The sequence below is a fragment of the Stenotrophomonas sp. B1-1 genome (genome assembly GCF_010894375.1).
GTDB lineage: Bacteria > Pseudomonadota > Gammaproteobacteria > Xanthomonadales > Xanthomonadaceae > Stenotrophomonas.
The window spans coordinates 136,307-159,633 of sequence record NZ_JAAIUZ010000013.1; the positions used below are offsets into that span (position 1 = coordinate 136,307).

16 protein-coding genes are annotated in these 23,327 nt (G+C 61.8%); 5 read left to right on the top strand and 11 right to left on the bottom strand.

Annotated features, from left to right (window positions below):
- Window position 1: 1 nt before the first annotated feature.
- Genes G4G00_RS12315 through G4G00_RS12325 form a run of 3 tightly spaced genes read right to left on the bottom strand, consistent with a single transcriptional unit; the run spans window position 2 to window position 3,692 of the window.
- Complete coding sequence (locus G4G00_RS12315) at window positions 2-1,090, bottom strand: HrpJ domain-containing protein (protein ID WP_164273907.1); 1,089 nt, start codon at window positions 1,088-1,090, stop codon at window positions 2-4.
- Between the two features lie 17 nt (window positions 1,091-1,107).
- Window positions 1,108-2,814 (bottom strand): type III secretion system outer membrane ring subunit SctC, encoded by a 1,707-nt coding sequence (gene sctC / locus G4G00_RS12320; RefSeq protein WP_164273910.1) that lies wholly within the window; start codon window positions 2,812-2,814, stop codon window positions 1,108-1,110.
- Window positions 2,811-3,692 (bottom strand): helix-turn-helix domain-containing protein, encoded by an 882-nt coding sequence (locus G4G00_RS12325; RefSeq protein WP_164273913.1) that lies wholly within the window; start codon window positions 3,690-3,692, stop codon window positions 2,811-2,813. The genes sctC and G4G00_RS12325 overlap by 4 nt, the downstream gene beginning before the upstream one ends.
- Before the next feature lie 119 nt (window positions 3,693-3,811).
- Here G4G00_RS12325 and G4G00_RS12330 point away from each other — a divergent pair, with 119 nt between their 5' ends.
- Window positions 3,812-4,516 (top strand): response regulator transcription factor, encoded by a 705-nt coding sequence (locus G4G00_RS12330; RefSeq protein ID WP_164273916.1) that lies wholly within the window; start codon window positions 3,812-3,814, stop codon window positions 4,514-4,516.
- A 55-nt stretch (window positions 4,517-4,571) separates the two neighbouring features.
- Here the strand turns inward: G4G00_RS12330 and G4G00_RS12335 are convergent, their stop codons facing one another.
- Window positions 4,572-5,813, bottom strand: a complete 1,242-nt coding sequence (locus G4G00_RS12335) for a helix-turn-helix domain-containing protein (protein WP_164273918.1) — start codon at window positions 5,811-5,813, stop codon at window positions 4,572-4,574.
- A gap of 87 nt (window positions 5,814-5,900) precedes the next feature.
- Between G4G00_RS12335 and G4G00_RS12340 the strand changes: the two genes are divergently transcribed.
- From G4G00_RS12340 to G4G00_RS12355, 4 genes are all read left to right on the top strand, one after another.
- Window positions 5,901-6,464, top strand: a complete 564-nt coding sequence (locus tag G4G00_RS12340; RefSeq protein ID WP_164273921.1) for a fimbrial protein — start codon at window positions 5,901-5,903, stop codon at window positions 6,462-6,464.
- A gap of 77 nt (window positions 6,465-6,541) precedes the next feature.
- Window positions 6,542-7,294: a molecular chaperone gene (locus G4G00_RS12345; RefSeq protein WP_164273924.1), complete on the top strand. Its 753-nt coding sequence runs from the start codon at window positions 6,542-6,544 to the stop codon at window positions 7,292-7,294.
- 46 nt (window positions 7,295-7,340) lie between these two features.
- On the top strand, window positions 7,341-9,923 hold the full coding sequence (locus G4G00_RS12350; protein ID WP_164273926.1) for a fimbria/pilus outer membrane usher protein: 2,583 nt from the start codon (window positions 7,341-7,343) through the stop codon (window positions 9,921-9,923).
- Window positions 9,920-10,990 (top strand): fimbrial protein, encoded by a 1,071-nt coding sequence (locus G4G00_RS12355; RefSeq protein ID WP_164273929.1) that lies wholly within the window; start codon window positions 9,920-9,922, stop codon window positions 10,988-10,990. The genes G4G00_RS12350 and G4G00_RS12355 overlap by 4 nt, the downstream gene beginning before the upstream one ends.
- Window positions 10,991-12,105: 1,115 nt before the next feature.
- Here the strand turns inward: G4G00_RS12355 and G4G00_RS22000 are convergent.
- The 7 genes from G4G00_RS22000 to G4G00_RS12380 all read right to left on the bottom strand — a co-directional run bounded on the left by G4G00_RS22000 (window position 12,106) and on the right by G4G00_RS12380 (window position 23,226).
- Window positions 12,106-12,666, bottom strand: coding sequence for a DDE-type integrase/transposase/recombinase (locus tag G4G00_RS22000; RefSeq protein ID WP_240336144.1), 561 nt, complete (start codon window positions 12,664-12,666; stop codon window positions 12,106-12,108).
- Between the two features lie 245 nt (window positions 12,667-12,911).
- Window positions 12,912-13,085 carry a transposase gene (locus G4G00_RS22005; protein WP_343161376.1) on the bottom strand — a complete coding sequence of 58 codons (174 nt, stop codon included), beginning with the start codon at window positions 13,083-13,085 and terminating at the stop codon, window positions 12,912-12,914.
- Window positions 13,086-13,225: 140 nt separating this feature from the next.
- A complete protein-coding gene (locus G4G00_RS22105) occupies window positions 13,226-13,348 on the bottom strand; it encodes a hypothetical protein (RefSeq protein ID WP_275898498.1) in 123 nt (40 codons plus the stop codon).
- Entirely contained in the window at window positions 13,349-13,690 is a 342-nt protein-coding gene (locus tag G4G00_RS12365) for an autotransporter outer membrane beta-barrel domain-containing protein (RefSeq protein ID WP_164273932.1), read from the bottom strand.
- Window positions 13,691-14,096: 406 nt separating this feature from the next.
- Window positions 14,097-15,650 (bottom strand): DUF1552 domain-containing protein, encoded by a 1,554-nt coding sequence (locus tag G4G00_RS12370; protein ID WP_164273935.1) that lies wholly within the window; start codon window positions 15,648-15,650, stop codon window positions 14,097-14,099.
- On the bottom strand, window positions 15,647-19,906 hold the full coding sequence (locus G4G00_RS12375; protein WP_164273938.1) for a DUF1592 domain-containing protein: 4,260 nt from the start codon (window positions 19,904-19,906) through the stop codon (window positions 15,647-15,649). Before G4G00_RS12375 ends, G4G00_RS12370 begins: the two co-directional genes overlap by 4 nt.
- A 62-nt stretch (window positions 19,907-19,968) precedes the next feature.
- A complete protein-coding gene (locus G4G00_RS12380) occupies window positions 19,969-23,226 on the bottom strand; it encodes a YadA-like family protein (protein WP_164273941.1) in 3,258 nt (1,085 codons plus the stop codon).
- Window positions 23,227-23,327 lie beyond the last annotated feature (101 nt).

The following is a 23,327-nucleotide window of genomic DNA, read 5'->3' on the forward strand; positions in this document are numbered from 1 at the left end:
ATCAGGTTTCCAGCAGATAGGTGGTTGGCCGAATCCCTTCCAACAGGGCGCGCGTGCGCGCATCCAGGCAGTCCAGCAACGCTGCGCGGCATGCCGGATACAGGACTTCAGGGCTGTTTATGGATTTGATGAAACGGCGTACGGCCAGGCACAGCTGCAGAACGCCAGTCGTATCGTGGTACTGCTGGGCGTTTTCCAGCAGCGCCTCGCACCACGCCCGCGCATCGTCTTCGTCGCAGAACGAATGCAACATCGGGCGCAGGGCCGCGGCCACGGCATCATGGCCGAGCAGCTCCAGCAGCAACGGATCACCGCAGAAGCGGCGTTCCAAGGTCCGCAGGCAGGACAGCAAGCGCGCACTGCGCAACATCCGGCCAAAGATTGGCGCACTGCAGCTGGGGTCGGCGCAGCACATGTCGGCGACCAGGGCCTCGGTCAGGAAGTCAACAACAGCTTGGCGCTCGTCATCGCCGAAGACCTCCAGCCAGGCGACATAGAGCTGCAATGCATCGTTCGACCCCAGCAGCGAGCGGTAGGAGGCGCGCAGCGCGGCCGGCGTGAGCGTGCGCCGGCCGCGATGGCGGGCCGCCGCTGTGCGCGCGGTGTTGGCTGCATTGGCGCCTGCTTTGGCGGAGGGGCCGCCCTGCTGTGCAAGCTGCCGCAGGACGTCGTCTAGCAGTTCACGGTGCGCCTCCAGCTCGTCATCGGCCAACAGGCTACGTAGCGCGGCATAGGCATCACTGATATCGCTGAACAGGCGCAGCAGCGCCTGCTGCAGGCCCGCCGCGTCCAGCGTGTGTGCCAGTAGCATGTTCTTCAGCTCGGTGACGCGCCCATGAGCGCCGTCCTCCAGCAGGCGCCCTGCCCACTCTTCGGCGGCGCCACGCTGGCTGCCATCATTGCGCCCTGCCCTGCGCTGACCAAACGAGGCCGCCAGCGCAGTGGCATCGTCGGCCAGCTCATGGGCGTGCGCCAGTGCGCTCTTGTGGCCACGCGCCGGAGCTGCGGCAGGTGGAGAGTCGCGCTCGGTCTCGGCAGAGTTCACCGACGCTTGCCGCACAGGCCTGACGGCCAGCGGCATGATCGGCATGGACCCAACCGGGCCGATCACGGCTGCATCCCGCCACTGCGCAGCGCTTCGGCGGCCTGCTCAATACGGGCGTCCAGATCCATGCCCATCTGCTGCCGCAGGCGGTCGCCAGTGGCGGCATCGCGGTCACCGAGCACGCGCGGCTGCACTAGGTACAGTCGTGCAATGCTGTCGTCGCGCTTCTCCCGGCCGCGGAACAGGCCGCCGACATAGGGAATCCGCTTCAGGCCAGGAACGCCGTGGCGATAGAATTCGCTGGACGAGCGCGAATAGCCGCCCACCAGGAGGCTCAGGCCGTGCGGGACGCGAGCAACGGTATCGATGCGGGTGCGCGAAACGGTGGGCAGTCCATCCACATAGTTGTCAGAGCCGGAAGCGCTGCCGTCTTCAATCTGCAGCTGCATTTCAACCTGCTCATCGCGCGAGATACGGGGAAGTACATTGATCGCAGTACCGTAGGTCACCTGCTCCAGCGCCGACGACCGCTCACCTACCAGCGATGCGTAGAAGCTCTGGCTGCTGTCAAAGCGCGCTTCGGTGTTTTCCTGGGTCAGCAGCGCCGGACGCGACGTTATCCAAGCATCGCCATTTTCTGCAAGCGCATTGATCGACGCCAGGAAGCGCTGGCCATCCAGCGTGGACACGCTCCCCTCGTTGAAGCTGACACCCAGCCGGCCGGCAATGCCCACCTGGCCGGACCAGCGCACACCTAGCTGTTCGAGCTGGGTCTTCTTGATATCAATGATCCACACCGCCAGCTCCACCTGGGCGCGCGGCTGGTCGATCTCATTGACCAGCGCCTTGATCTGGCGGATCTGCTCGCGCGTGCCACGGATCAGCAAGCTGTTGGTTTCCACGTAAGCTACGACCAGCGCTGGCCCCGGACCCGGCAATCCATCGGCCGACGGAATGCCTGCCTTCGGCGATGCCGCGACATCTGGCGCAGCTGCGGCCAGCGCACCGTCAGTAGCACCATCGTCCGGGCCGCCCGCCGCCGCTCCGAGGCTGCTGACCACATGAATGCCTTGAGCGCCTATGGTACCGAACACCGCGCGCAGAGCATCCGCCACACCTGGCAGTTCAATCTCACGGTCACGCTGCACGTAACGCCTGCCATTGACGAAGCTGTTCTGCAGCTTGATCACTTCGACATGCGTCGCCTGCTGATCACTGCCTTCGTACAGTGCATCCAGGTATCGCGCAGCCTTCATCACGATATCCACGTAGACCGGCGGACCAGACACGTAGAACGTGCCCTCGGTACCGCCACGAACGGCATAGCGCTTGTCCGCCAGCCGGGTCTTTTCCAGGAAATCGAACAATGACGTCACATTGGCGTAGCGCAGGTGACCCACGGCACTGGTGGCTTCTGCCGCCTCGTAGATATAGAGGAAGCGCCCATCGCTGTACCACACCAGCCCGATCTGGTCGGACACCTGATCCAGCACCCGGCGCGGATTGGCCAGGTCAAAGGATCCGGACACACGACGGCGCTTGGCCTTCGCACTGACGATAGCGGACTGTCGCATGCCATTGGCCAGCGAAGCAGCCAGCTGCTCGACGCTTTCGTTGCGCGAAACAAAGCCCTCGGCGTGCGGCAGATCCTGCGGATTTTGGATGGTCGTGCCCTGCAGGGGCACGTCCTGCGCCTGCAGCGAGGCGGCAGGTGTTGTCAGCACGAGCGCAAGCAGAGCGCCGCGTACCGGGTTCTTGAACTTGTTCATTGATGTACGGCCTTGTAGATATGGCGGGGCGACAGCCCAACGAGTGCTTTGATTTCGTCACTAAAGTGGGACTGCGACGCGTAACCGGCTTCCAGCGCAAGCTCGGACAGCACAGTGCCGCTGCCTTGATAGCGAAGCAGCGCACGCGAGGCACGCAGCTCACGGAGCTGGTCCTTGGCCGAGCGACCGAAGACCTCGCCGCAGCGCACCCGGAAGTGCGTCGCAGACAAGCCGTAGGCAGCAGCGAGGTCACCGACCCGGCTAGAAGCTGCCTCACCCAGAACGAAGCGCGCGATCTGATAGTGTTCGCCAGCGGCGACACGCAGGCGGAGACGCTCGTGCATCTCGGGATCGCGGCGAAGCAGATCGAACAGGAACGCAGAAAGGACTGGAACCTGTTCGAGGGACTTGCCGCTGGCCATCACCAGGGGATGGCGTGGCGAGGCGGCCACCGGATCCGATCCTGCCACCGCATCGTGGAACGCCATCCAGCGACTGAGCGTGGACACCGGAACCGACGCCGCCGCAACAGCACCGTCCAGGTGCAATGGCACGGCACCGGCACAGACCAGCGCACGTTGCTCTGCCTGCACGGTCACATGCCATACTTCGCCCCCGGCACGCAGCGCGATGGACTGCGGGCAAGGCGACGAGGCAAGCACCACGGCACGCCCGCGTTCGATGCGAATGGCGTGAGTAGCCAGCATCGGGATCGCAGTGGCGACGTTATGGCGGTGGCGGGCGATTTCCATGGCGGAAAGAATGGCCGCGACGACTTTGGCGCGACCTCGAACTCGTTCGATAGTTGTTCGAAGCCCGCCCTCGCGGCCGCCGGGAATCGAAGCAATTCGAGCCTTGCGGGACTGGACGAGCTGCATGATCCCTGCACGGGTCTTCCGGGCGCCGTCGCGCAATGGCCGTGCGGCAGTCACTGGTGGATTCGGCAAGGCCTTTTGCAGCCCCCCCATCCCCCTTCCAGCCACTGCAGACCACACCGATGAACACCAGCCACGATGCCCCACCCAGCGCCGAGACGATGCTCGCTCGTAGCGTCGGCAACATCTCGGATCGCAAGAAGGTGATGATCCTCGATGATCACCCAGTGGTGCGCAGCGGCCTGGTGCGCCTGCTCAGCTCGGATGCACTGCTCTTCGTCGCTGGCGAGTTCAGCCGCTCACAGCAGCTGTTGTTTGCCATGGCCCGCAACCCGCCCGATATCGCCCTGGTTGACTATCAGCTGGCGCCTGACGACTGCGATGGGCTCAATCTGCTCATCCGGCTGCGCAAGTATCACCAGACCACCAAAATCGTCGTGGTCTCTGCCATTGAGCTGCAGTCCAACATCACCGCAGCCCTGCGGGCAGGGGCCCATGCGTTCGTCGGCAAATCGCAGAACCCCGACACCCTGATGAAGACCGTGCGCTCGGTACTGCGCGGGGCCCAGTATCACATCCCGACCTCCGGCCGCTTGGATGAGGATCGCCGCGCACCCCAAGCGCAGCTGTCCGACCGTGAGCGGGAGGTGCTCCGCTGCTGCCTGGAAGGCATGCCCACCAAGGCGATTGCAGAAAAGTTCAAACGGCAGCAGAGCACCATCAGCACGCAGAAGAGCAGCGCTTACCGCAAACTAGGAATCCGGTCCGATCAGGAACTGTTCCGGTTCCAGGACAGGGTGCTGAACATGCTTGACGGAGAAGCGTAGGCCGGTTCTCAGCCATAGGCCGGGCGAGCTCGCCCGACCCGGACCGATGCCCGCCCTACCTCAGTGACTGGGAGCGAAACACATATCTTACGTACATCGAGGGTGTGCAGCCGCTGATCCGGCGGAACACCCTGCGAAAGGCACTCGAATCGCTGTAGCCGACGCGATGGGGCACATCACCAATTCGTACGCCGCGAAGGATCAGTCGCTGCGCATGGCTGATCCTGATGCGCTGGGCATACTCGATCGGCCCGGTTCCGGTCGCCCTGGAAAACCGGCGCTGGAGCGTCCTGGGATGCAGGTCCGCCACACGGCAAAGCCCTTCCAGATCGATCCCGACCGCCAGATTGGTGTGCAGCCATCGCTGCGCACGTAGGACGGCGGGATCACCGTGCGAGAAATCCGGTGCGAAGTGATGCAGGCCTGCAGCGACCATTGCGCGGTGGCAGAGATCGAGCTTTGCGGCGGTGATGTCCATGACCTCGGCACCGTACACCCGGTGAACGACTCTCAGGCCTATGTACAGCCAAGCACTTTCCCCGCGTGCGGTCAGAATATCGCCTGTGTCGTCGACCTGTGGAATGCAGGCTGCATGGGGTAAGGCGCTGGGCACCAGGGGTGTCACTCCGACGCATTCCAGCAGTCGTGCCGCACTGTTACTGGCCGCAATGGTCGAGCCCCCTTCATGGTGCGTGCGCAGCCATCGAGCGAGCAGGGACACGCCCCGGGCGTCCAGATGCGCGGCGCAGAAATCGTCCGGCAGTGCGATCACCGACAGCGGTGACGAACGCGCCCCTCCATTGCCGCTGCATGGCACAGGCTGGCCGTCGGCATCTATCATCCAGCGCGTGGCAATGAGTCGACGGGAACCCGCGCCACACCGCGATGCCGCTTCGGTCGCGGCCAGCAGCAGGCCGCGCCACGCGGCGACCGCTGACGCCTCGGCGCCCTGCCGTTCAATGACAGCGATTTCATAGGGCTCTTGCGGCAGTTCTTCCATTGCGCCTCCTTGTGGCATCACCTCTTCCCGCAGGCTTTCCCTGCGTGTTTCGTGCGTGGATTGTTCGATGCGGGGTGCAAAGAGGGGCTTCGAATTACATCGAATCTGGCGAGGCGTTTCCGTCGAAAGCCGGTCTGCAGCCGCTCGGTGTTCTGCCACAGGGCCTGCGCCGCATCCGCCGCTGAGCGTGCGCTTGCGACGGTGACACAGGATGTCCGGCACTTTCAGGATGCTCGGCTGGCACGACGCCTCCGCTGCCCGCGATGTCGCATCCAGCGCCCGATATTCGAATGACATCGAGACATCGATTGTCACTGCGGTTCGAATACTGGCCACGCCCTGGGTCGCTGCGACGAATGCCGGCGCCCGGGGCATGACATCCCCTTGAACGACTCACCTCTGGAGAATGCAATGAAGCGAAGCATTGCGGCCGCAACCGCACTCGTGGCGGTAGCTGTGGCCATGGCGCCCGCACAGGCCAATGACACTGGCACCCTGTCCATCACCGGCAACCTGGTTGCCCTGTCCTGCGAAGTCGATGGCGGCCAAGGAACCGGTGGCGACATCGCCATTGTACTGCCCAAGCTTTCATCCGATGGCCTGGATGCACCTGGCGCCACCGGTGGCTACAAGCCCTTCAGCCTTACCATCCGCGGCAATGCGCAGACCTGCGCGGATGGCACCGGCGTGTCGATCGAGTTCGATCAGCTCAACGTCGATCCCCAGACCGGCATGCTGCGCAACACCGGCTCGGCCGACAATGTGCAGATTGAATTGCTCAACGCGCGTAATGAGACCGTCAACCTCAAAGACGGCAGCGGCCTGGAGCTGGTCAAGGTCGATGCGCAGAGTGCACTGATCCAAATGGCGGCCCGCTACCACGCCGTGGGTGCGACCACGCCCGGCGATGTCAGCAGTGCTGCGTCCTACCGACTGACCTACGAGTAAGCGCCGTACGGCAAGCGTCGCCCCACTCCGTCGGGGAGGGCGCTTGCCCCTGGGCCATTCAATAAGGAATCCATGCCATGAACATTCCCCGCCTGATGCGACTGCCTCTGTCCGTGGCCGTCGTTCTGGCATCCAGCTTTCCTTCGCAGGCCGGTGTGCGCCTGGGAGGCACCCGTCTGGTCTACGCGACCGATCAGCAGGAGGCCACGCTGTCTGTGCAGAACACGGGCACGCTGCCGGTGCTTGTGCAGGCCTGGATCACCGAACTAGATCGCGATGTCAGCGTGGACCAGGCCGAGGTGCCATTCGTGATGTCGCCTCCGGTGTTCCGCCTGCAGCCAGGCAGCGCGCAGTCACTGCGCATCCGGCACCTTGCACCGGCAAAGATTACCGATAGGGAGCAGGCGTACTGGTTGAATGTCTACGAAATTCCAGGCAGGCCGGCCGGCGCGCCGGCAGAGAATCTGCTTGAGATGGCAACACGCACCCGCATCAAGCTGTTCATGCGCCCCCACGAGCTGAAAGAACCCGTGGCGGCAGCGCCGGAGAGGCTGACGTGGCATCTGGCGCGTGACACCGGCACCCGCCACGCACTGGTGGTGACCAACCCGACGCCCTACCACGTGAATTTCGGCGAAGTTGGCCTGGTGCTTGGCGAACGTCGCGTTCCACACAGCGGCGGCGACGGCAAAGGGGGCATGGTCGAGCCCTACGCCTCGCGTGCCTTCAGCGTCGACCTCGACGCAATGCCGTCCGCCCCCCAAGCGTACGCAAAGGTCATCAACGACCACGGCGGCATGCGCGTACTGCATTGGCCTGTCACGCCTTGACCCTTCCCTTCTATCGTCCTCCCCTGCAATGATTCCATCACACCTGTTGAAGCGCTCGACGCTGTCTGCTGCCTTGGCGCCGCTGTTTCGGTGGTCATGCGGCGCCTCGCTGATGACGGCGGTATCCAGTGCCACTGCATTGGCAGACCCTGCTGCAGACATCCAGTTCAACCGTCACTTCCTTGTCGGCGGAGCCGACCAGTCGCTTGATCTGAGCGAATTTGAAGCCGGGCGTGCGATTGCGCCGGGTGTCTACACCCTGGATGTGCATGTCAATGACACGTGGCTGGCACGCTCGCCCGTCCACCTCATCGATGCGGAACCGGGGCAGCTGGTGCCTTGCCTGGCCGCTGCGGACATTGCCCGCTGGGGCATCATCCTCGACCCTCCACCTGGGGAGCCGGGCAACGACACACCGGACAGCCCTGCCCCCTGTGTAGCTCTGTCTTCGCGCCTCCCCCATGCGCAGGCACGCCTGGATCCCTTGGCACTGGCATTGCACCTGGACATCCCGCAGCGGTTTCTGGCCAGGCGCAGCCGCGACTGGGTGGACCCGTCGCAGTGGGACCAGGGAGCGCCTGCAGCCGTGCTCGACTATAGTGCCAACGTCCACCGCAGCGACGGGCAGGGTGGTGCTTACCACGTCGCGTCGCTTGGCTACAGAATCGGACTGAACGCTGGCGCCTGGCGCCTGCGCCATAACGGATTCCTACGCTGGGAAGATGGCACGGCGGCGCGGCGCGAGAACGGTGAAACCTATTTCCAGCGCGACCTGCATCGGTTGCAGGCGACGCTGCGCGCTGGCCAGGGGTATACCTCGGGTGAGCTGTTCAGCAGCGTGGGTTTCACCGGCATCCGGCTGGCCTCCGATGACCGCATGCTGCCCCAATCGCAACGCGGCTATGCGCCACTGATCGAGGGCGTAACTGAAAGCGCGGCGCGCATCCAGATCTACCAGCAGGGCCGCCTGCTGCACGAAACGAACGTGGCCCCCGGCCCATTCCTGCTGGAGGACCTCTACGCAACCGCCTACAACGGCGACCTGGAGGTGGTGATCACGGAGGCCAATGGCCGCGAGCGCCGGTTCATCCAGCCCTTCTCGGCGGTGCCGCAACTACTTCGCCCTGGCCAACACCGCTTCGGTGCAACCGTGGGGCAGACCGAAGGCCGCGCGGGATTCCCCGCCACGCCCCTGCTGGAAGCCACCTGGCGACAGGGCATCACCAACACCACGACAGTGCATGCAGGACTACGCAGGGCGCAGCATTACCATGCCGCCGTGGCCGGCGTCGCACTCAACACGCGTGCCGGTGGACTGTCTGCGGACGTGACCACTTCGTCGGCGCGCCCCTCCAACGGAGAGCACTGGCGGGGGTACGCCTATCGCACCACGTACAGCCGTGACATCGCACTGACCGGAACGCATCTTTCCCTTGCCGCCTACCGCTACTCGACCACCGGCTACCTGGATCTGGGCGACCTGCTTGCGCTGCGATCCGCCAATGCCGGCCCGCTGCTCTGGCAACCCGGCCGCTCGCGCAGCCGTGTGGAACTGAACGCAAGCCAGGCGTTGCCGGGCTACGCAGGGCGGGTATGGTTCAACGGTGCCTGGACCTCCTACTGGGAAGATACTGCCGCGCTGGCGAGCTTCTCGGCGGGCTACAGTCACCGTTGGCGATCGGCCAGTTACTCCATCGCCGCACGCCGCAGTAGGGCCGTCGATACCCGTCGCCTGCACGCCCGCGACGAGACTAGCGTCAATCTGACGCTGTCCATACCACTTGGCCGCGCGGCGACATCTCCCTCGTTACTGGCGACGTCAACGGTCAGCGGTAGGGCGCAGCAGGTACGTATGGGGCTGTCAGCCAGCGCAAGCGATGCCCTGAACTATTTCGGTGGTATCGAACGATCAAGCGCGGGCTCAGCCGGTGCGGATGCCGGCCTGTTCTACCAGGGCGACCGCGCCGCCACCAATGCCAGTGCCATCTGGACGCCAGGGCACCTGCAGCTCAACGTCGGGGCCTCCGGCGGCGTGGTCGCCCATCAGGGCGGCCTGACCTTTGCGCATACCGTTGGCGACACCTTCGGCCTGGTGCACGCCACCGCTGCCCAGGGCGCAACCGTGGACCACGGCCGCATGCGGGTGGATCGGCGAGGCTATGCCGTGGTCCCCCACCTCACTCCGTATCGCACGGCGCGCATCGACATAGACCCCCGCGGAATTCCAGAAGACATCCAATTCACGTCCACCCGTGCCATTGCCGTTCCCACGGCCGGAGCGATGGTCCGCCTGATGTATGCAACCGAACAACGGGGCAACCAGCACGCTTTCATCGTCCGCGCGCCGCATGACCAGCCCATTCCGTTCGGCGCGAAGATCCTCGATGACCAGGGCGAGGCCCTTGGCATGGTCGGCCAAGGTGGGCAGGCATGGTTTGCTGCAGCCGCGCATGTGCCGCGCGTGCGCATCCAATGGCCAGCCGGAGCCGCGACCATCGAATGCGAGGTGGACCTGCGTGAGGCGGCCACTGTCCGCACCTGCAATCCTCTACTCCGCGAAACCGCTGAAACAACACGGCCGGTGCCAGCAACCTCTACGTCCTCTTTCCGCACCCGGGTCATGCCATGAAGCCTACTGCCATTCTTGCTGCGTGCACTGCTTTCGTAGCTGTTTCTTGCCTGCCGGCGTCTGCGCGCGAACAGTGCTTCTTCAAGGGCGGCGAATCGCGCGGACGCACCGACCTGTCCATCCAGCACCCCGACAAGATCGCCGTTGGCCAGACGCTGCACCGCGTAGGCCTGGTCCTCACGGAGCCGCTGCTGGCGGCCTGCATGCACAACGAAGGCCCGGCCGCCAAGGATATGCGCCTGAGCCTGGAACATGAGCAGCACGCCGGGCAGGTGCCGGTACGTGATGGTTACTTCACCCAGCACGGCCAGCTGATCGGGCAACGGGTGACCGTGGTCGTGCCCGGCAGGCCGCGCGAGCATGTCAACTGGGCGGTGCCACTGATGATGGAGCTGCCGGGTTTCCAGGCCGAGCCTGGCTGGCACGTGGGCGCGCAGCCAACCCGCTGGACAGAAGTACTGCCTGCTGGCACGAACTTTCTCTATGAAGTTGCCAAGGTGGAAGACCGCCCCGCACCGGGCAGCATGCAGAGCACCAGTGCGCTTTCCATGAGGATCTTTGCCCGCGGTGGCGTTGAACATGACATGGGCCCCTTGGGCACGGGAAATGTGTACCTGCATTTCAAGAGCAAGCCTACCTGTGCCGTCAGCACGCCGGATCTCTCCGTGGATCTGGGGTGGATCGATCCTGAGCAGTTCGAGAGCACCGGCCAGTCACGCGTGGTCACCCGTTCGATAGAGCTGGATTGCAGTGGCGGTGAAGGCGATATCGATTCTGAAGTGAACGTCTTCCTGCACCTTAGTGATGCTAACGACCCAGGAAGTACGCGCAATGTGCTGACCCCCACCCCGGAAGCGACCGCGAGCGGGGTTGCCATCCAGATCAGGCAGCCCAGTGGCGTGCCGATCACCATGGACCCGAGTGGGCTGAATAGGTGGTGGGTGAAAGATGCCGGCCAGGGACATCACGAGGTGCCACTCCAGTTCCTGGCCGTTCGCAGTGGCCCTGACCCGCTGGTACACGGCCGTGTGGGAGGTCGCGCGCGCTTTACCCTGACGTACTACTAGAAGCTATCGGTATTCAACAGGATTCGATACCTTCGACGCCGGCACTGGCACTGGCACTGGCAGACAATTGTGCTATCTCCGGCAACCAGAGAGCATTCCATGGGCGTCATTCAATCCAGCAGTTTCACCAACTATGCCAGAATCCGTGAGGTCATCGCGAAAAAGCTCGGCAACACGACCGTAACCTCCAAACGTGCCGCAAAGTAGACCATTTCATCAACAGCTTCTATGGAATTGGAAACAAGGCGGCGTCAATGAAGGCGTGTAAGCAGGATGCATTCCGGGGACTGAGCAGAGGTGAACAGGAGCTCAAAGCTGCATTGGGAGATTTAGGGCACATGCCATCCCGGCCAGGCGCGGGAAGCTCTGGCGGACAAGCTGAAAACGGCGCTGGATAGGGGGTTCGGTTCAAGGCTTCCTTCGAGCCCGATCGGCCGAAAGGCGCACGCTGCGAGGACCTTGCTGCAGCGTATACTGTGCTCATGCTCGATGGCCAGCCGAACGCAAGGGCGACGACGCGTTGACCTGCGCTACGCCAGAATAAGAAAGGGCGCCCTTCCGGGCGCCCTTTCTTATTCTGTCCAACCTCCGCATCCCGAGATCCCTTAAGCGTAAGGCTCAAGAGTGCGGTCAAAGAAGCCGTACCCCGCTCCTGGTCAACGGAAGCGGCCCTTGATAATTTGAGATGCTATGTAGACGCCTAGGCCAAGGCTGATTGATCTCGACAGATGATAGTGCCCGCCCAGAACGATACCAAACCCCAGGGCTCCAAGGTGGCGCAGACCGTCCGCGCCGTCGCTGCACCGGGCCAACCCCGGTGAATTTCGGATCCGTGATATGGACCACTGCTTCAAAGGATACGCAAGCCCCCATCAATACGACCGATCTACGCAATGTCGCTCAGCAGATTGGGGCCATGCACCGCTACCTGCACGCCCGGCATCGAGCGCCAGACGGTCGACCTGGCAGAGTTGCGCGAGAGACGTCCCCCCGTCCTGAGTAGCGGACGGGTTTAGAGCCCGGTGCCGACTTTAGCCCTCTTGCCAGCCAACTGCGCGGCGCACTGGGCGGGCGTCAGTCCGCGAAGTGCTCTTCTAGGCCGTTGTTCGTTGCAGTCACGCCGCCAGCCTTCGATACCGTTCCTGGCAAGTAGCAACGTCGCGAACCAACGATCGTTCAGGGACATTCATCGCGTAACGGTCCGTTGAAGGACTCAACGTAAGCGTAGCGTTTTGGTTCGGCTTGCCCGTCTCGATCAGGCGCAGGGCAATTCCTTTCTCGTGAGCCCACGCCGCCATCGCTTTGCCGCAAAACTCCTTGCCGTTGTCCGTCCTGATCACTTGCGGCAAACCACGCTGAAAGGCCAACCTGTCCAGCACCCTGGCAACGCCCTGCCCGGAAATGGCCCGTTTCACCTTGATGACCACGGCCTCGTCGGTGGCGTCGTCAACGATGGTCAGGCACTTAATTACTCGGTCTTCCACGGTGCGGTCGAACACACGATGCATCGACCGCACATGATTGGCGGCGGACGGGCGCAGCAAGGGCTGACGCTCACCGACAGGCACCTTCTTGCGCTTCGGCCGACGCACCTGCAGGCCCGCTTCCAGATACAGGCGCTCCACGCGCTTATAGTTCACGACAAGCCCCTTGTTTCGCAAGTTCAGATGGATCATGCACGCCGCAACGTCGATGCCGGTGTGCCAGTACGGCGATCTACTCGCGCAGTTCAATGTTGCGGTCTAGCTTGGGCTCCTAACGCAGCGCGCTGGCGTTCATGCGTGCAACCACCAACGCACGCCGTTCGCTCAGCCCTTTCTCGAGCATGCTCCGCACCAGAAACTGCGCGCCGGTGCGGTTACCACTTTTTTCACAGCGCATCCTTGTTGACGTCATTCTCGAACACCTGCTGGGCGAGCAACTATTTCAGGGGTGTGTTCTCGGCCTCCAGGTCCTTGAGCCGCTTGGCATCAGGCACGCTCATACCACCGAGCCTGCTGCGCCACAGGTAGTACGAGGCCTCACTGAAGTCATGTTGGCGGCATAGGTCCTTGATCGGCATACTCGCCTCGGTCTCGCGCAGAACGCCGATGATCTATTCTTCAGAAAAGCGCTTCTTCACGTCCTATCTCCTTGTCGTTGAGGATTGGACTCCAGACCGTCGCACTACTCAATCTCGGGCGATACCCGGAGGCGTTCTGCAGCAACAGGCCACCCCAGATGCCCACGCCCTTGCTAAGCATCCACCGATGCGCCACCGCTGATCTCGGCACGACTGCGCGGAATGTGGGCATCGACCTGTTCGTCATCCATACGCATCTCCGAAGCGGCACAGTTGTGCAGCCAGTGCGCGGCCATCTACGGCTGCACTTGTGCAGCACCGTTGCCCCAGCGGGTAAAGACCGCCAGGCACACACGCAGGCGGCCAAACAGGCCATCGGCACCGCTGCTGATCACCACGGTGCCGTTGGCTTCGAGGCGGCGCAGGCTGTCCCCTCGGCTGTAGCCGATCTGAACCTGCAGTTCCAGATAGATGCCGCCATTGCTGGCGCCAGCCCCGCGGAGCGCATAGCCCGTTTCCACCGCGCCCAGCCACACCTTGCTGTCATAGCGCTCGGTGCCAGAGCCACGCCTTCCACGCGAGTATGCAACTATGGACGCTGCAGGTGCTTCCGAGCGCGGCGCGCGAGCCGATACCATGCGTCGGCGCCAAGCGCTTTCGAATCGCGTCGACAACTCCATTAATTTTCACCAAGAGCGGAAACGCTACTCTTCGTGCAAGCCATGAGCTCTTCGGCGGACAATGGCTGCAACCCCAAAACGTCTACAGGTCTGCCATTCTGGAGGTACCCCATGGACACCCAAGGCGGGCGCAATTTTCTGCAATCCAGCCCGACGGGTAGCTTGGACGCAACTTTCCTATCGGGATATCCGGCTGGCATCCGGTTCAACGAGTCCCGCCAAGTCGTAAGTGTACAGGCCCCGCGGATCCTCGCGCGACGCAATCGATCACCCAATCCCGGCACCACACAGCTCAAAGTCTCGATGCACTCTCCAGCTAGGCACCATACCTGCGCTTTGAACGGCGCCTTTAGATGAGCCCGACTCACGTACGCCGGATGGGATCGCCTACGCCCTCGAACAACCCACGTAGCACCTCAACCGGTGCACCGGCACGTGCGGACTCTGCATCGAATCCTGATGCCACGCCTGCCGCAGCAGCGATGGTGTGGAACACTCGCGATGTACGGACCTGGTCTTTGTAATCCTGATACTGGTCTGCGGCAGCGGTTTCGCACTGCCAACGGACATTGTATGCGCGGCCCTTCCCGGACCCCGTCATGGTGCCGAATGATTTCTCGCCCCCAACCAGCAGCATCGGCATGTCCCGACGGTGCTCAGGCAACCCGTCGCTAAGCTCACTCGTTACCACCACCAACGTGTGATCCAGCAAGCTATCATCCGGAACATCTGGATCCGCATACTTGTCCAGCTCATCGAGCAATTCACGAACACGCCTGACATACCAGACTCTCGCGTCGCGCCACGGGGCATAGTTCTCCCTGCCGTCCTCTTTGTCCGGCAGAACGGCGTGGTGCGCGCTTTGATGGGCATTGCCGATCGACTTTCCGTCCTCATAGTAGAGGTTGGTTTCTTCAGATGATGCGCCCACCTGGAACGTCGCAACGCGTGTCATTCCGCACGCCAGTGCGCTCGCGATGACCATCGCCTGTCCACGTAGTACATTGGACCGGTAACGAAGATCGGACAACCATTGATCCTGCCATTCGGGCCGCCCTTCCTCAGGGTTGCATGATTCTGGTGGATCCTTTCCGCTCTCCAGCTGGTCCTTGACCTGCGCCGCTGCCTGAAGATGAGACTCCAGCTTTTGCATCTCAGGACCCGTCAGTCCGCCCTTGATCTCCTTCAGGTCCTCCATCGCCGGATCCAGCAAGCTCGCTCCGCCCACATCTCGTGTTCCGCGGGCGGACATGCCGGGATACACGCTTGCGAACAGCGCCATTGGATTCATCTCGATATCCGCCTGCAGCCCACGGCCTGCCCACGACACCAAGTAGGTCTTGTTATGGCGGATATCTCCTGCGTATAGTGCACCGGATCGACTCAGCCCCTGGAGCGCATCTCCCATGATCTGGTCGATAGACCTACCCGAATCCGCGTTGTCACGAAGTATGTGCGTATGTCCCGCGTGCCCATCGTTGGTGGTGTGGCCGCGTACTCCTCGCAGGTACAGGGACCGCCCCCGATACTTCTCGAGCTCCGAGCTCACGGTTCCTAGGACGAAATTCTCCGAATCCCATCCGCGCTCACCCAAAGTGTAGTCATTGAAAGGGGACTTACCGAACTCCCCATCCCATGGGTGCCAGAGTGGCAGCTGTCCCTGCTCCTGGATTTCCGACAGCGTAGCGGCGGGCGGCGGGCTGTAGCCCGCGTAACTCTGCGTCGTCGCCAAGCCATCTGCAACCACCACGAAAATGACTTTGTGCTTTACGCCTTCCCGCACGTCGCGCCCAGCCGTCGCCATCCGGACCAGATTGTCCCGACTGAGGAAATACCCCCCCCCCGCGATCGCAGCTGTTGCAGCCGCACTGGCAAGCAGAAAGCGGCGCCTCCCTTTAAAGATGCTATTGGCACTCATCGCGTGCTCTCCTGTTTCCGACGTTCTTTTCGCACCAGATAGGTATCGCTGCTGAGAGTCTCAGCAAACATGTCCTTAAAGCGACTGCCGCGGCTTGCCAGTTTCTCCGCCATGCGCTTTACCTCCGCATAGCTGTCGCCGTCCATGCGCGCACCCATGGTGAATCTGTAATAGCCCTGCGCCAGGCACTGCAGCGGGGTCACGTGAGCGCCCACATGCTGGGCAATGTCCCGCACGTCCTGCATGTGGTCGATCCAGGGCACGGCGCTGCCCTTGTCATCGATAAACGGCCCGTCAGTGCGAATGGCAACTTTCTGGTCACGATAGCCAACGTTCCATCCTCGCTCCTCAGTTCGATACTGCCCCGTTGGACCATAACTCTCCATTGCCGCACCGGTATCGTTGAAGTACTTATGGCATGTCCAGCACTTGCCCTCTGCAGCGGTCGGTCCATTGACCACATCCCAGTATTCTCGCTGGGAGATGGGTCTATCGGTCGGGAAGTTGTTCCCGCCTTCCCGCTCAGCGTTACCCTTGAACGACTGGCAGTACATGTTCTGCCGAATCCTGAAGCCTCGCATGATCACCGAGGTCTCCTCGCCAGAGTTCGCCACCGCAAACAAGCCGGTGTTCAGCGGGCCACCCCAACGCTTCGCTGCATCGCCCGTGAGTGGAGTTTTGACCAGATCCGTACCTGTGCCCCCACCGGACAAGCCATAGTGCGCGGCCAAATCCTTGTTCGTGAAGGTGAAGCCAGGGTTGAATATCCTGTAGATGGACGCCGATTTTTCATCATCAGCATCGTCCGCATTTTGATAGACATCCTTCACGGTGAGCGCTATTTCTTGACGCATGGCATTAATAAGCTCGTCCGATAGGCCTTCCTTGGGTGAGACCTTCTGAGACGCGGGCACCGCGATGTAGTAGGAGACAAATTTCGCCATCTGCTCAGCCGCTCTAGGATCTTTCATCATCTCGAGCGCCTTTGTCTTGACAGCCGCTTTGGTGCTTAGCCCGCCCGACTCACCAAGATCTATCAGGCTGGCATCAGGCGTTGTGCCCCAGATGCTGTAGGCCAAGAGGGTTGCACGCTCTGGCCCAGTTAACTCGAAGTCTCCATCGACTCCGGCTTTTGCACCCAGTTCAGACCGATAGATGAAGTGGGGAGACATCATCATCGAGACCGCTGTATTGCGCGCAGATTCCGCAGGAGCCGCGTCGAAAATTGCTGAATAGCGTTGTACCTCGCTCGGTGTGAGGCTGCGGCGGAACAGGAGTTTGCCCAGTGCCCCGACGTATCCTGCCGCGTCAGTCCCGAATTTAGATTTCAGCTCATCCTCATCGAGCTGTGACATGACGTTCATCGCGACGCCGTAGTACTTCCTTGCGCGGCTACTGGTGATGATCGAGTCCGCGGATTCGCTCTCGTAGAAGAACATGCCGTCAGCGTTAACCATATCCGCAGGCACATCGTCCAAGGAGACCGCTACGCCAAATATATCGCGAATGGTATAGACAAGGTCACTTGCTGACAGCATGTGCATCTGCCGCGGCCCGCGCTCGCTTCCAACGAGCTTGTCCTTCCATACATCGTTGAACAGGTAGCTTGCAATCTCATCCTGGCAAACCGTATCGCAATGCCCGGGGACATTCATTGACGAGATCTTTGCCTGCAGTCCACGCTGCGCTTGGACCGCATCCCATTTGAAAGGATCAACGGTTCCATTGCTCCAATCTCCGGTCGAGTGGCAACTGGCGCAAGGGCCCTCCGTCAGCATATGCTTGCCAAGGTTATCGACGGCGACGTACTCCATGGTCTTGGTGAACGATGCGTCCTCGTCCTCCACCTCTACGCTTTCCTTATCGAGCTTTGGATATGCTTTCTCCGTGTAAGGATAGAGGATGGTGTGCGTGCCGTAGTCCAGTGTGACACTACCCTTATCGCCCCATGGGATGCTCTTGGCCTGCTCGGTCCCATCGTCCGAGCGCACGACGACGTTCCACGCTGAAGACAAGGCGCCCTGTGGCTTTTCGGGGGCTGTAAGTTCCAGCGGAACCTCAAGATTTTCTGGGCGCTTCTTGTACTTTGCTACGAGCGTCGTCGGCGTACCCGCAACAAGGGCGATAGTATTTGTGCGTGATTCCGGCACCCAGCCGCCAGCGGCCGTCCGACCCAGCGTCACCTCATAGTCGCCCACCGGCAAGCCCTTGATCGACGCCTTTCCAGACCACGGAATGCTGAGCTCACGCGCTTTTCCAGCACTATCTACAAGCGTCGCCTGGATCAGCTCGGCAGAAACAGCAGACTCGGGAGGGGCCGGCATGGCTACAGTCAAAGCTGTGTCAGGCAGACCGACATCCGAATACGTAATTCGATAGATCACTCCCGAGACGTCGTCGGAGACCAGCATCGAGCCGTCCTTCATCTCATACAGGTCCGTTGGGCGGCCGATACAGCCTTCCGTGCCAAGACACATAGCATCGCTGCCGTCCTCCCTCAGGCGGAATCCGGTCACCAGCGGCATGACGCTGTTAACTTTGACGCCATTGACGCTCACTGTAGCCAGCGTCTGCGCGCGGCGGCCGGATATTCCGCTGCCGTGAAGAGCAACCAGTAACCGCTGGCCACCGTCTTCTGCGGGATGGCTCTTCCAGAATCGGGTTCCGATCGGGGCCGCGCCTGGCTGGAATATATGCACAGGCTTGACATAGGGCCTTGCGCTGATCTCGCCCGGCTTAATATCCCCCAATTGCGCACCACGGGGAATCGCCAATGTAGGTAGATTGGCCCGGGCATCGTACTCCTTTGGGGTGTAACCAGGCACCGTCGTACCGAAGACATAGGGTGCGCCGTAATGCTTCAATGCCGTGCCGTCGATAACGTTCAGCTCATCACCATTGACCACTGTGTCGACACTAGTACCCTGCCGATTGTTGTCCGTAAACCAGATCTTTCCGTCCTGCGGGTTCCAGTCGTAGCCACCAGCGTTTCTTACGCCGTGCGCGAGCAGAGTAAACGTCTTCTTTTCGACGTCGATCTTCATGATCGTGCCGTAACGATCATCCTTGGGTACGCGGCAGACATTGCAGGGAATTCCGACTGCGGTGTACAGCGACGGATCGTCCTTGTTGTAGGGGTTGAAGAACAACGGGTGCTTCTGGTGCTGCTCGCGCGCCGTATCACCGTCGCGCGCCTCTTTCAGCAGGGGGAACTTGACATCGTCTGCCGGGAACTTCAGCACTTCATCACGCTGGGCAACCAGGCCACCCTTATATACGGTGTCGATGTCCCTGATGCGATAGAGCGCACCAACGGTTGAATAGTAGAGAGTACCATCCCGATACGCCACGCCGTGCGGCTCTTCAAGCCCCGCATCGACCACATGAACCTTGCCCGGCACACCCGTTTCTGGGTCCAGCTCAATGGCGTAGATGATGCTGGCATGTCGCGCATTATCCACCCAGGTGCGGATGGCGCTGGTTCCCACGAAGAGCAGCGTTCCATCGTCATTGGTCACCATCTGCCTTGGCTGATCCAGACCTGCGATGAAAGTCTCCACCTTGTATCCCGGAAGCGTAACCAGTCTGGAGGGGTCCTGGAGCCGCCGATATTTCAATGTGATGGAAGGGGATGATCCCTTATCGTTGGGGAACTCAAACACGGCGGGTGCGTTCATGGCAGTCGCGCTGGGCGAGGGATCCATGATCAGCACGCAGGTACCTTTCGGTATATTGGAAAGCGTCACCTTTCCGCCCATCTCTCCAGACACAGGCTGTGGCGGGGATCCGGCGCACTCCAGGCGACCCGTGAGTGCAGCGGCTTTGCGTGTAGCTTCTGCGGAGGCGCGGCTGCTTACTCCTGCAGGCTCGACTACGCCTTGCGGGAAATTGATGACCAGACGATTGCTGTCTGCGCAGATGCCATGATCTTTCCAGGCCCCCGTCTCCCAGTGGGCAGTTCCAGTCCCATCACCGCCAGGCTCATAGGCTTCTTGGTTGCACCAGCCTTTTTGCAGGCACTCAAAGAGATGCGGTAAGCCGTCGCCGGGACCTGAACTGGTATAACGCATTAGATTTCTGACCTTGTCCCCTACCTGATATTCGACGCCCTTCGCAAAGTCGTCCTGATCGTCACAATCAATGGTCTCCGCATTTATTCCCTGAAGCCGGGGATTACCGGTATCTGCACCGTGGTCGCAAGCGCTCATGCCGGCGACCATGGCTAAGGCAATCAGAAGACGCGTCAAGCGATTCATCGGCCACCCCATACTGTTCATGTTGATTGCGCATGTCGAATCGACCGCGAGCTGATCGACGGCTACCAGCCAACGCCCACACCAACGCCAGCACTCTGCTCACTACCGCTGAAGGCGGCCCCCATCGACATCGACACCTTGTCACTCAGTTGACGCTGGAACCCCACCGATAGGGCCTGACTACCCTCGGACGTACCAAGCCCCACGGCGACACGATTGGTAGTCTGGATATTGGCTGCGCTGGCCGTCATGTGGGCCGTCGCAGAGCTCATGGCGCCGTGGCGGTCAATGCGCTTGTTGATCTGTCGCATTCCTTCGTTGACTTCGCCTCGCAGCGCTTCAAGTTGCATGCCCGGCAAGGCGGTAGCCTGCTGAAAGACTTCATCGGCATATGCCTTTGCTTTCGCCAGGTTTTCCTCGGCGTTCTTCTGCATCTGCTGCACATTGACTGCATCAGTAGGTTCGGTACCTGCAGCTACATTGGTGACCTGCCTTTCGGCACCGGTGCTTCCTACGGCAACCGTATTTGCGCGAATGGCAACCGAATTTGCCCCGAGCGCAACGCTGTTGTCCGCGGCAGCCAACGCGCTGTTACCAATTGCCGCGGAGTTGGCCCCAGCCGCAACGGCAGGCGAACCAGGAGATGCGTCAAAGCCGTTTCCCGGACTGCCGCCGCCATTCTGTTCCAATATCGCGGTGCGAGCGTTCAGGTTTTCCAACGCATCACCCACTGAGTTGTAACTGGCAGCTGTGCCCGACTGGATGTAGCTGGGCGCAGTGAAGGTTCCGTCACTGTTGAATCTCGCGCCTGCCCCAAAAATCGCAGCCAGGCTACTGCCCATGTTGAACAACTGTGCGCCAGTAATCGCATCATTGCTGGACGCGCTCAGCGCGCCTGGGGCAAGATTAGTGAGGCGCTGGATGCTACCGCCAAAGGTTCCATCCCAAGCATCCAAGGCCGCGTTCCATTGCAGGCCAGAGCCGCCTGCAGCACCATCGGAGATCAACTGGCGAACTTGCGCCAGGTTCACCGCGTCCGTGTCCCCTTGTCCTGCCGCAACATTGACCAGCCGACGCTCGCTTTTCACCGCACCAAACGAGACCGTGTTAGCTTCGGTCGCCGTCGAGTTTGCACCGATCGCCACGGCACCGGCGCCGGTCGCGCTGGCATTGTCGGTGTCGTCATTGGCGCCATTGGCGGCAAAGTACGGCGAAGTACCGCCGGCTCCAATGGCGCTGTTCAGCGCGTTGAGCGCATCGCCTACGTTGGTGTAGTTGTTTCCGCTGAGCGTGTAGCTCGGCGCGCTCAACGTACCATCCGCTGCCAGGGCCGCTCCACCACCCAATGCGGTGGCCAGACTGTTGCCCAGGCCGTAGATCTGGCCACCCGTGACCGCGTCGGTGCTGTTCAGGCCAATTGTGCCACTCAACAGGTTTGACAGCTTGCCCGCAGTACCGCCGTGAGTGGCGTCCCAGAGGTTGTCGGTTGCATTCCACTGGAGACCATCACCACCGGCAGCGGCCACTGCAGCCTCAAGCTGCTGCTTGCTCACCGCATCGGTGCCATCCACGCCATCGGCGATGTTCTTCAGGACGACCGCCGCACCACCGCTGTTGAGGGTAACCGTGCGCTTGGTCGCATCGTCATAGAACACCGCAGTACTCTGCACTGCGCCAAGGTCGGTTTCCACGGTGCCCACGCGGGTATCCAGCGAGGTCAACGTACCTTCGGCGGTGGTCAGCCGACCATCCAGAGCCGACACTTCATTGGCTACATCGGTAACCTTGCCGTCTACCGTATCCAGCTGATCCTTATTCACCGCATCGGTGGTCTTAGTGCCTGCTGCGACATTCACCAGCCGGCGCTCGCTGCCCTCCGCACCAATCGAGACCGTGTTGGCTTCTGCCGCTACAGACGCCGTACCGATGGCGACCGCGTTGGCTGCAGTTGCGCTGGCATTGGCACCTAACGCGACCGATTTCGAGCCCGCACCGACTTCGGCCTCCTCGCCCGCCACACCATCTGCGGCGAGATAGGGCGAGCCAGCGCCACCGCCCACATTGGCTAGGGCATCTTCCAACTGCTTCTTGTTGATGGCATCGGTATCGTCCACGGCGGTCGCCACGTGCATCAGGCGCCGCTCATTGTTTGCGCTGCCAAAGGACACGCTTCCGTCCACATCAGCGATTGAGCCAGCTCCAAGCGCTACAGCGCCTTGTGCGGGTGCATTGGCGCCCGCACCGATTGCCACCGATCTAGTGCCGGCCACCACGGCTGCATCGTCCGTACCATCATTGAGACCATCGGTCTTGACGTAGGGCGTATCGCCTGCAGCTACTTCAGCAATCAGCCCTCGGACCTGTTTCAAGGTGGTGGCATCCGTCTCCTTTTCAGCGTCGGCGAGGTTGGTGATGCGACGCTTCAAGCTTGCATTGCCTACCGATACCGTATCGTCCTCATCAGCTTCGGACTGGGCACCCAGTGCTACAGCGCGGGTCGCGGACTGCACAACGGAATCGGCACCGAACGCCACTGAGCTCTCACCACCGACCTGCGCCGCCTGGCCGAAGGCAAGCGCCTTCGAAGCGCGCGCCTTGGCGTCGGCACCAATGGCGGTTGCATAGTCACCCTCTGCAGCACTGGACATGCCGACAGCAACGCCACCGAACCCGGCACCCGAAACAAGCGCTTCTTTGCCGATGGCGATGGCGCCGTCAAAGTCCCCCCCCAACCCGCCAGCCGCGTTCACGTAGGCACCCGAACCCAGCACCACGCTATTGGTCCCCTCTGCGACAGCATCTCGGCCAAGGGCCAACGCACCTGTAGCCGAAACCCGGGCGTTACGACCTGCTGCGACACCCTCTGAGCCATCATCCACGCTCGGGAGATCGCTACCGTCGCCTGTGCCGTCGGCCAGAAAATAGTCACCGCTTACAGCGAGCGGGGCGATCGTGGTATCGGGCAGCGCTGCTTGGGATGTCCCTTGCATTCGCACCTCGTAGTGCACCGTGGATGACGTTCCTTCCGGGAGGAGCGCACGTACGGGCAGGAAGCGTCCATTGGGGGCGATGACCCATGCCTGTCCCTGCGGCGCGAGACAGCCTCGTTGAGGTTGACGCAGTGCTTCGTACACAGCAGTCCCGATCGAAGGCCAGTTCTCACCCTTCTGCCGCATGGCGCCGGGCCGAGATTCACAGCCGTTCAAAGTGCTCGCGCGCACCTCCAGGGCAGGCAATGCGATCGCTGCCATGATGGCGACAGCCAGCAGGGAGGCTTGCAAAGATGTGCTGTGGTACGAACTTCCATTGAGGGTCTTCATGGCTTCTCCTGAAGGCGACCGTTATGAAGGATTCTCGCGCGACCACCCAAGCGGGCTTCCTACAAGCCAAACACCGTGTCATCAGCCCACCGGGGATTCCC

Excerpts from the sequence above, each read along its gene's own strand:
- G4G00_RS12315 (WP_164273907.1), bottom strand. The coding sequence starts at position 1,090 with ATGCCGATCATGCCGCTGGCCGTCAGGCCTGTGCGGCAAGCGTCGGTG.
- sctC (WP_164273910.1), bottom strand. The coding sequence starts at position 2,814 with ATGAACAAGTTCAAGAACCCGGTACGCGGCGCTCTGCTTGCGCTCGTG.
- G4G00_RS12325 (WP_164273913.1), bottom strand. The coding sequence starts at position 3,692 with ATGCAGCTCGTCCAGTCCCGCAAGGCTCGAATTGCTTCGATTCCCGGC.
- G4G00_RS12330 (WP_164273916.1), top strand. The coding sequence starts at position 3,812 with ATGAACACCAGCCACGATGCCCCACCCAGCGCCGAGACGATGCTCGCT.
- G4G00_RS12335 (WP_164273918.1), bottom strand. The coding sequence starts at position 5,813 with ATGTCATTCGAATATCGGGCGCTGGATGCGACATCGCGGGCAGCGGAG.
- G4G00_RS12345 (WP_164273924.1), top strand. The coding sequence starts at position 6,542 with ATGAACATTCCCCGCCTGATGCGACTGCCTCTGTCCGTGGCCGTCGTT.
- G4G00_RS12355 (WP_164273929.1), top strand. The coding sequence starts at position 9,920 with ATGAAGCCTACTGCCATTCTTGCTGCGTGCACTGCTTTCGTAGCTGTT.
- G4G00_RS22000 (WP_240336144.1), bottom strand. The coding sequence starts at position 12,666 with ATGATCCATCTGAACTTGCGAAACAAGGGGCTTGTCGTGAACTATAAG.
- G4G00_RS22105 (WP_275898498.1), bottom strand. The coding sequence starts at position 13,348 with ATGGCCGCGCACTGGCTGCACAACTGTGCCGCTTCGGAGATGCGTATG.
- G4G00_RS12365 (WP_164273932.1), bottom strand. The coding sequence starts at position 13,690 with ATGGTATCGGCTCGCGCGCCGCGCTCGGAAGCACCTGCAGCGTCCATA.
- G4G00_RS12370 (WP_164273935.1), bottom strand. The coding sequence starts at position 15,650 with ATGAGTGCCAATAGCATCTTTAAAGGGAGGCGCCGCTTTCTGCTTGCC.
- G4G00_RS12375 (WP_164273938.1), bottom strand. The coding sequence starts at position 19,906 with ATGAATCGCTTGACGCGTCTTCTGATTGCCTTAGCCATGGTCGCCGGC.
- G4G00_RS12380 (WP_164273941.1), bottom strand. The coding sequence starts at position 23,226 with ATGAAGACCCTCAATGGAAGTTCGTACCACAGCACATCTTTGCAAGCC.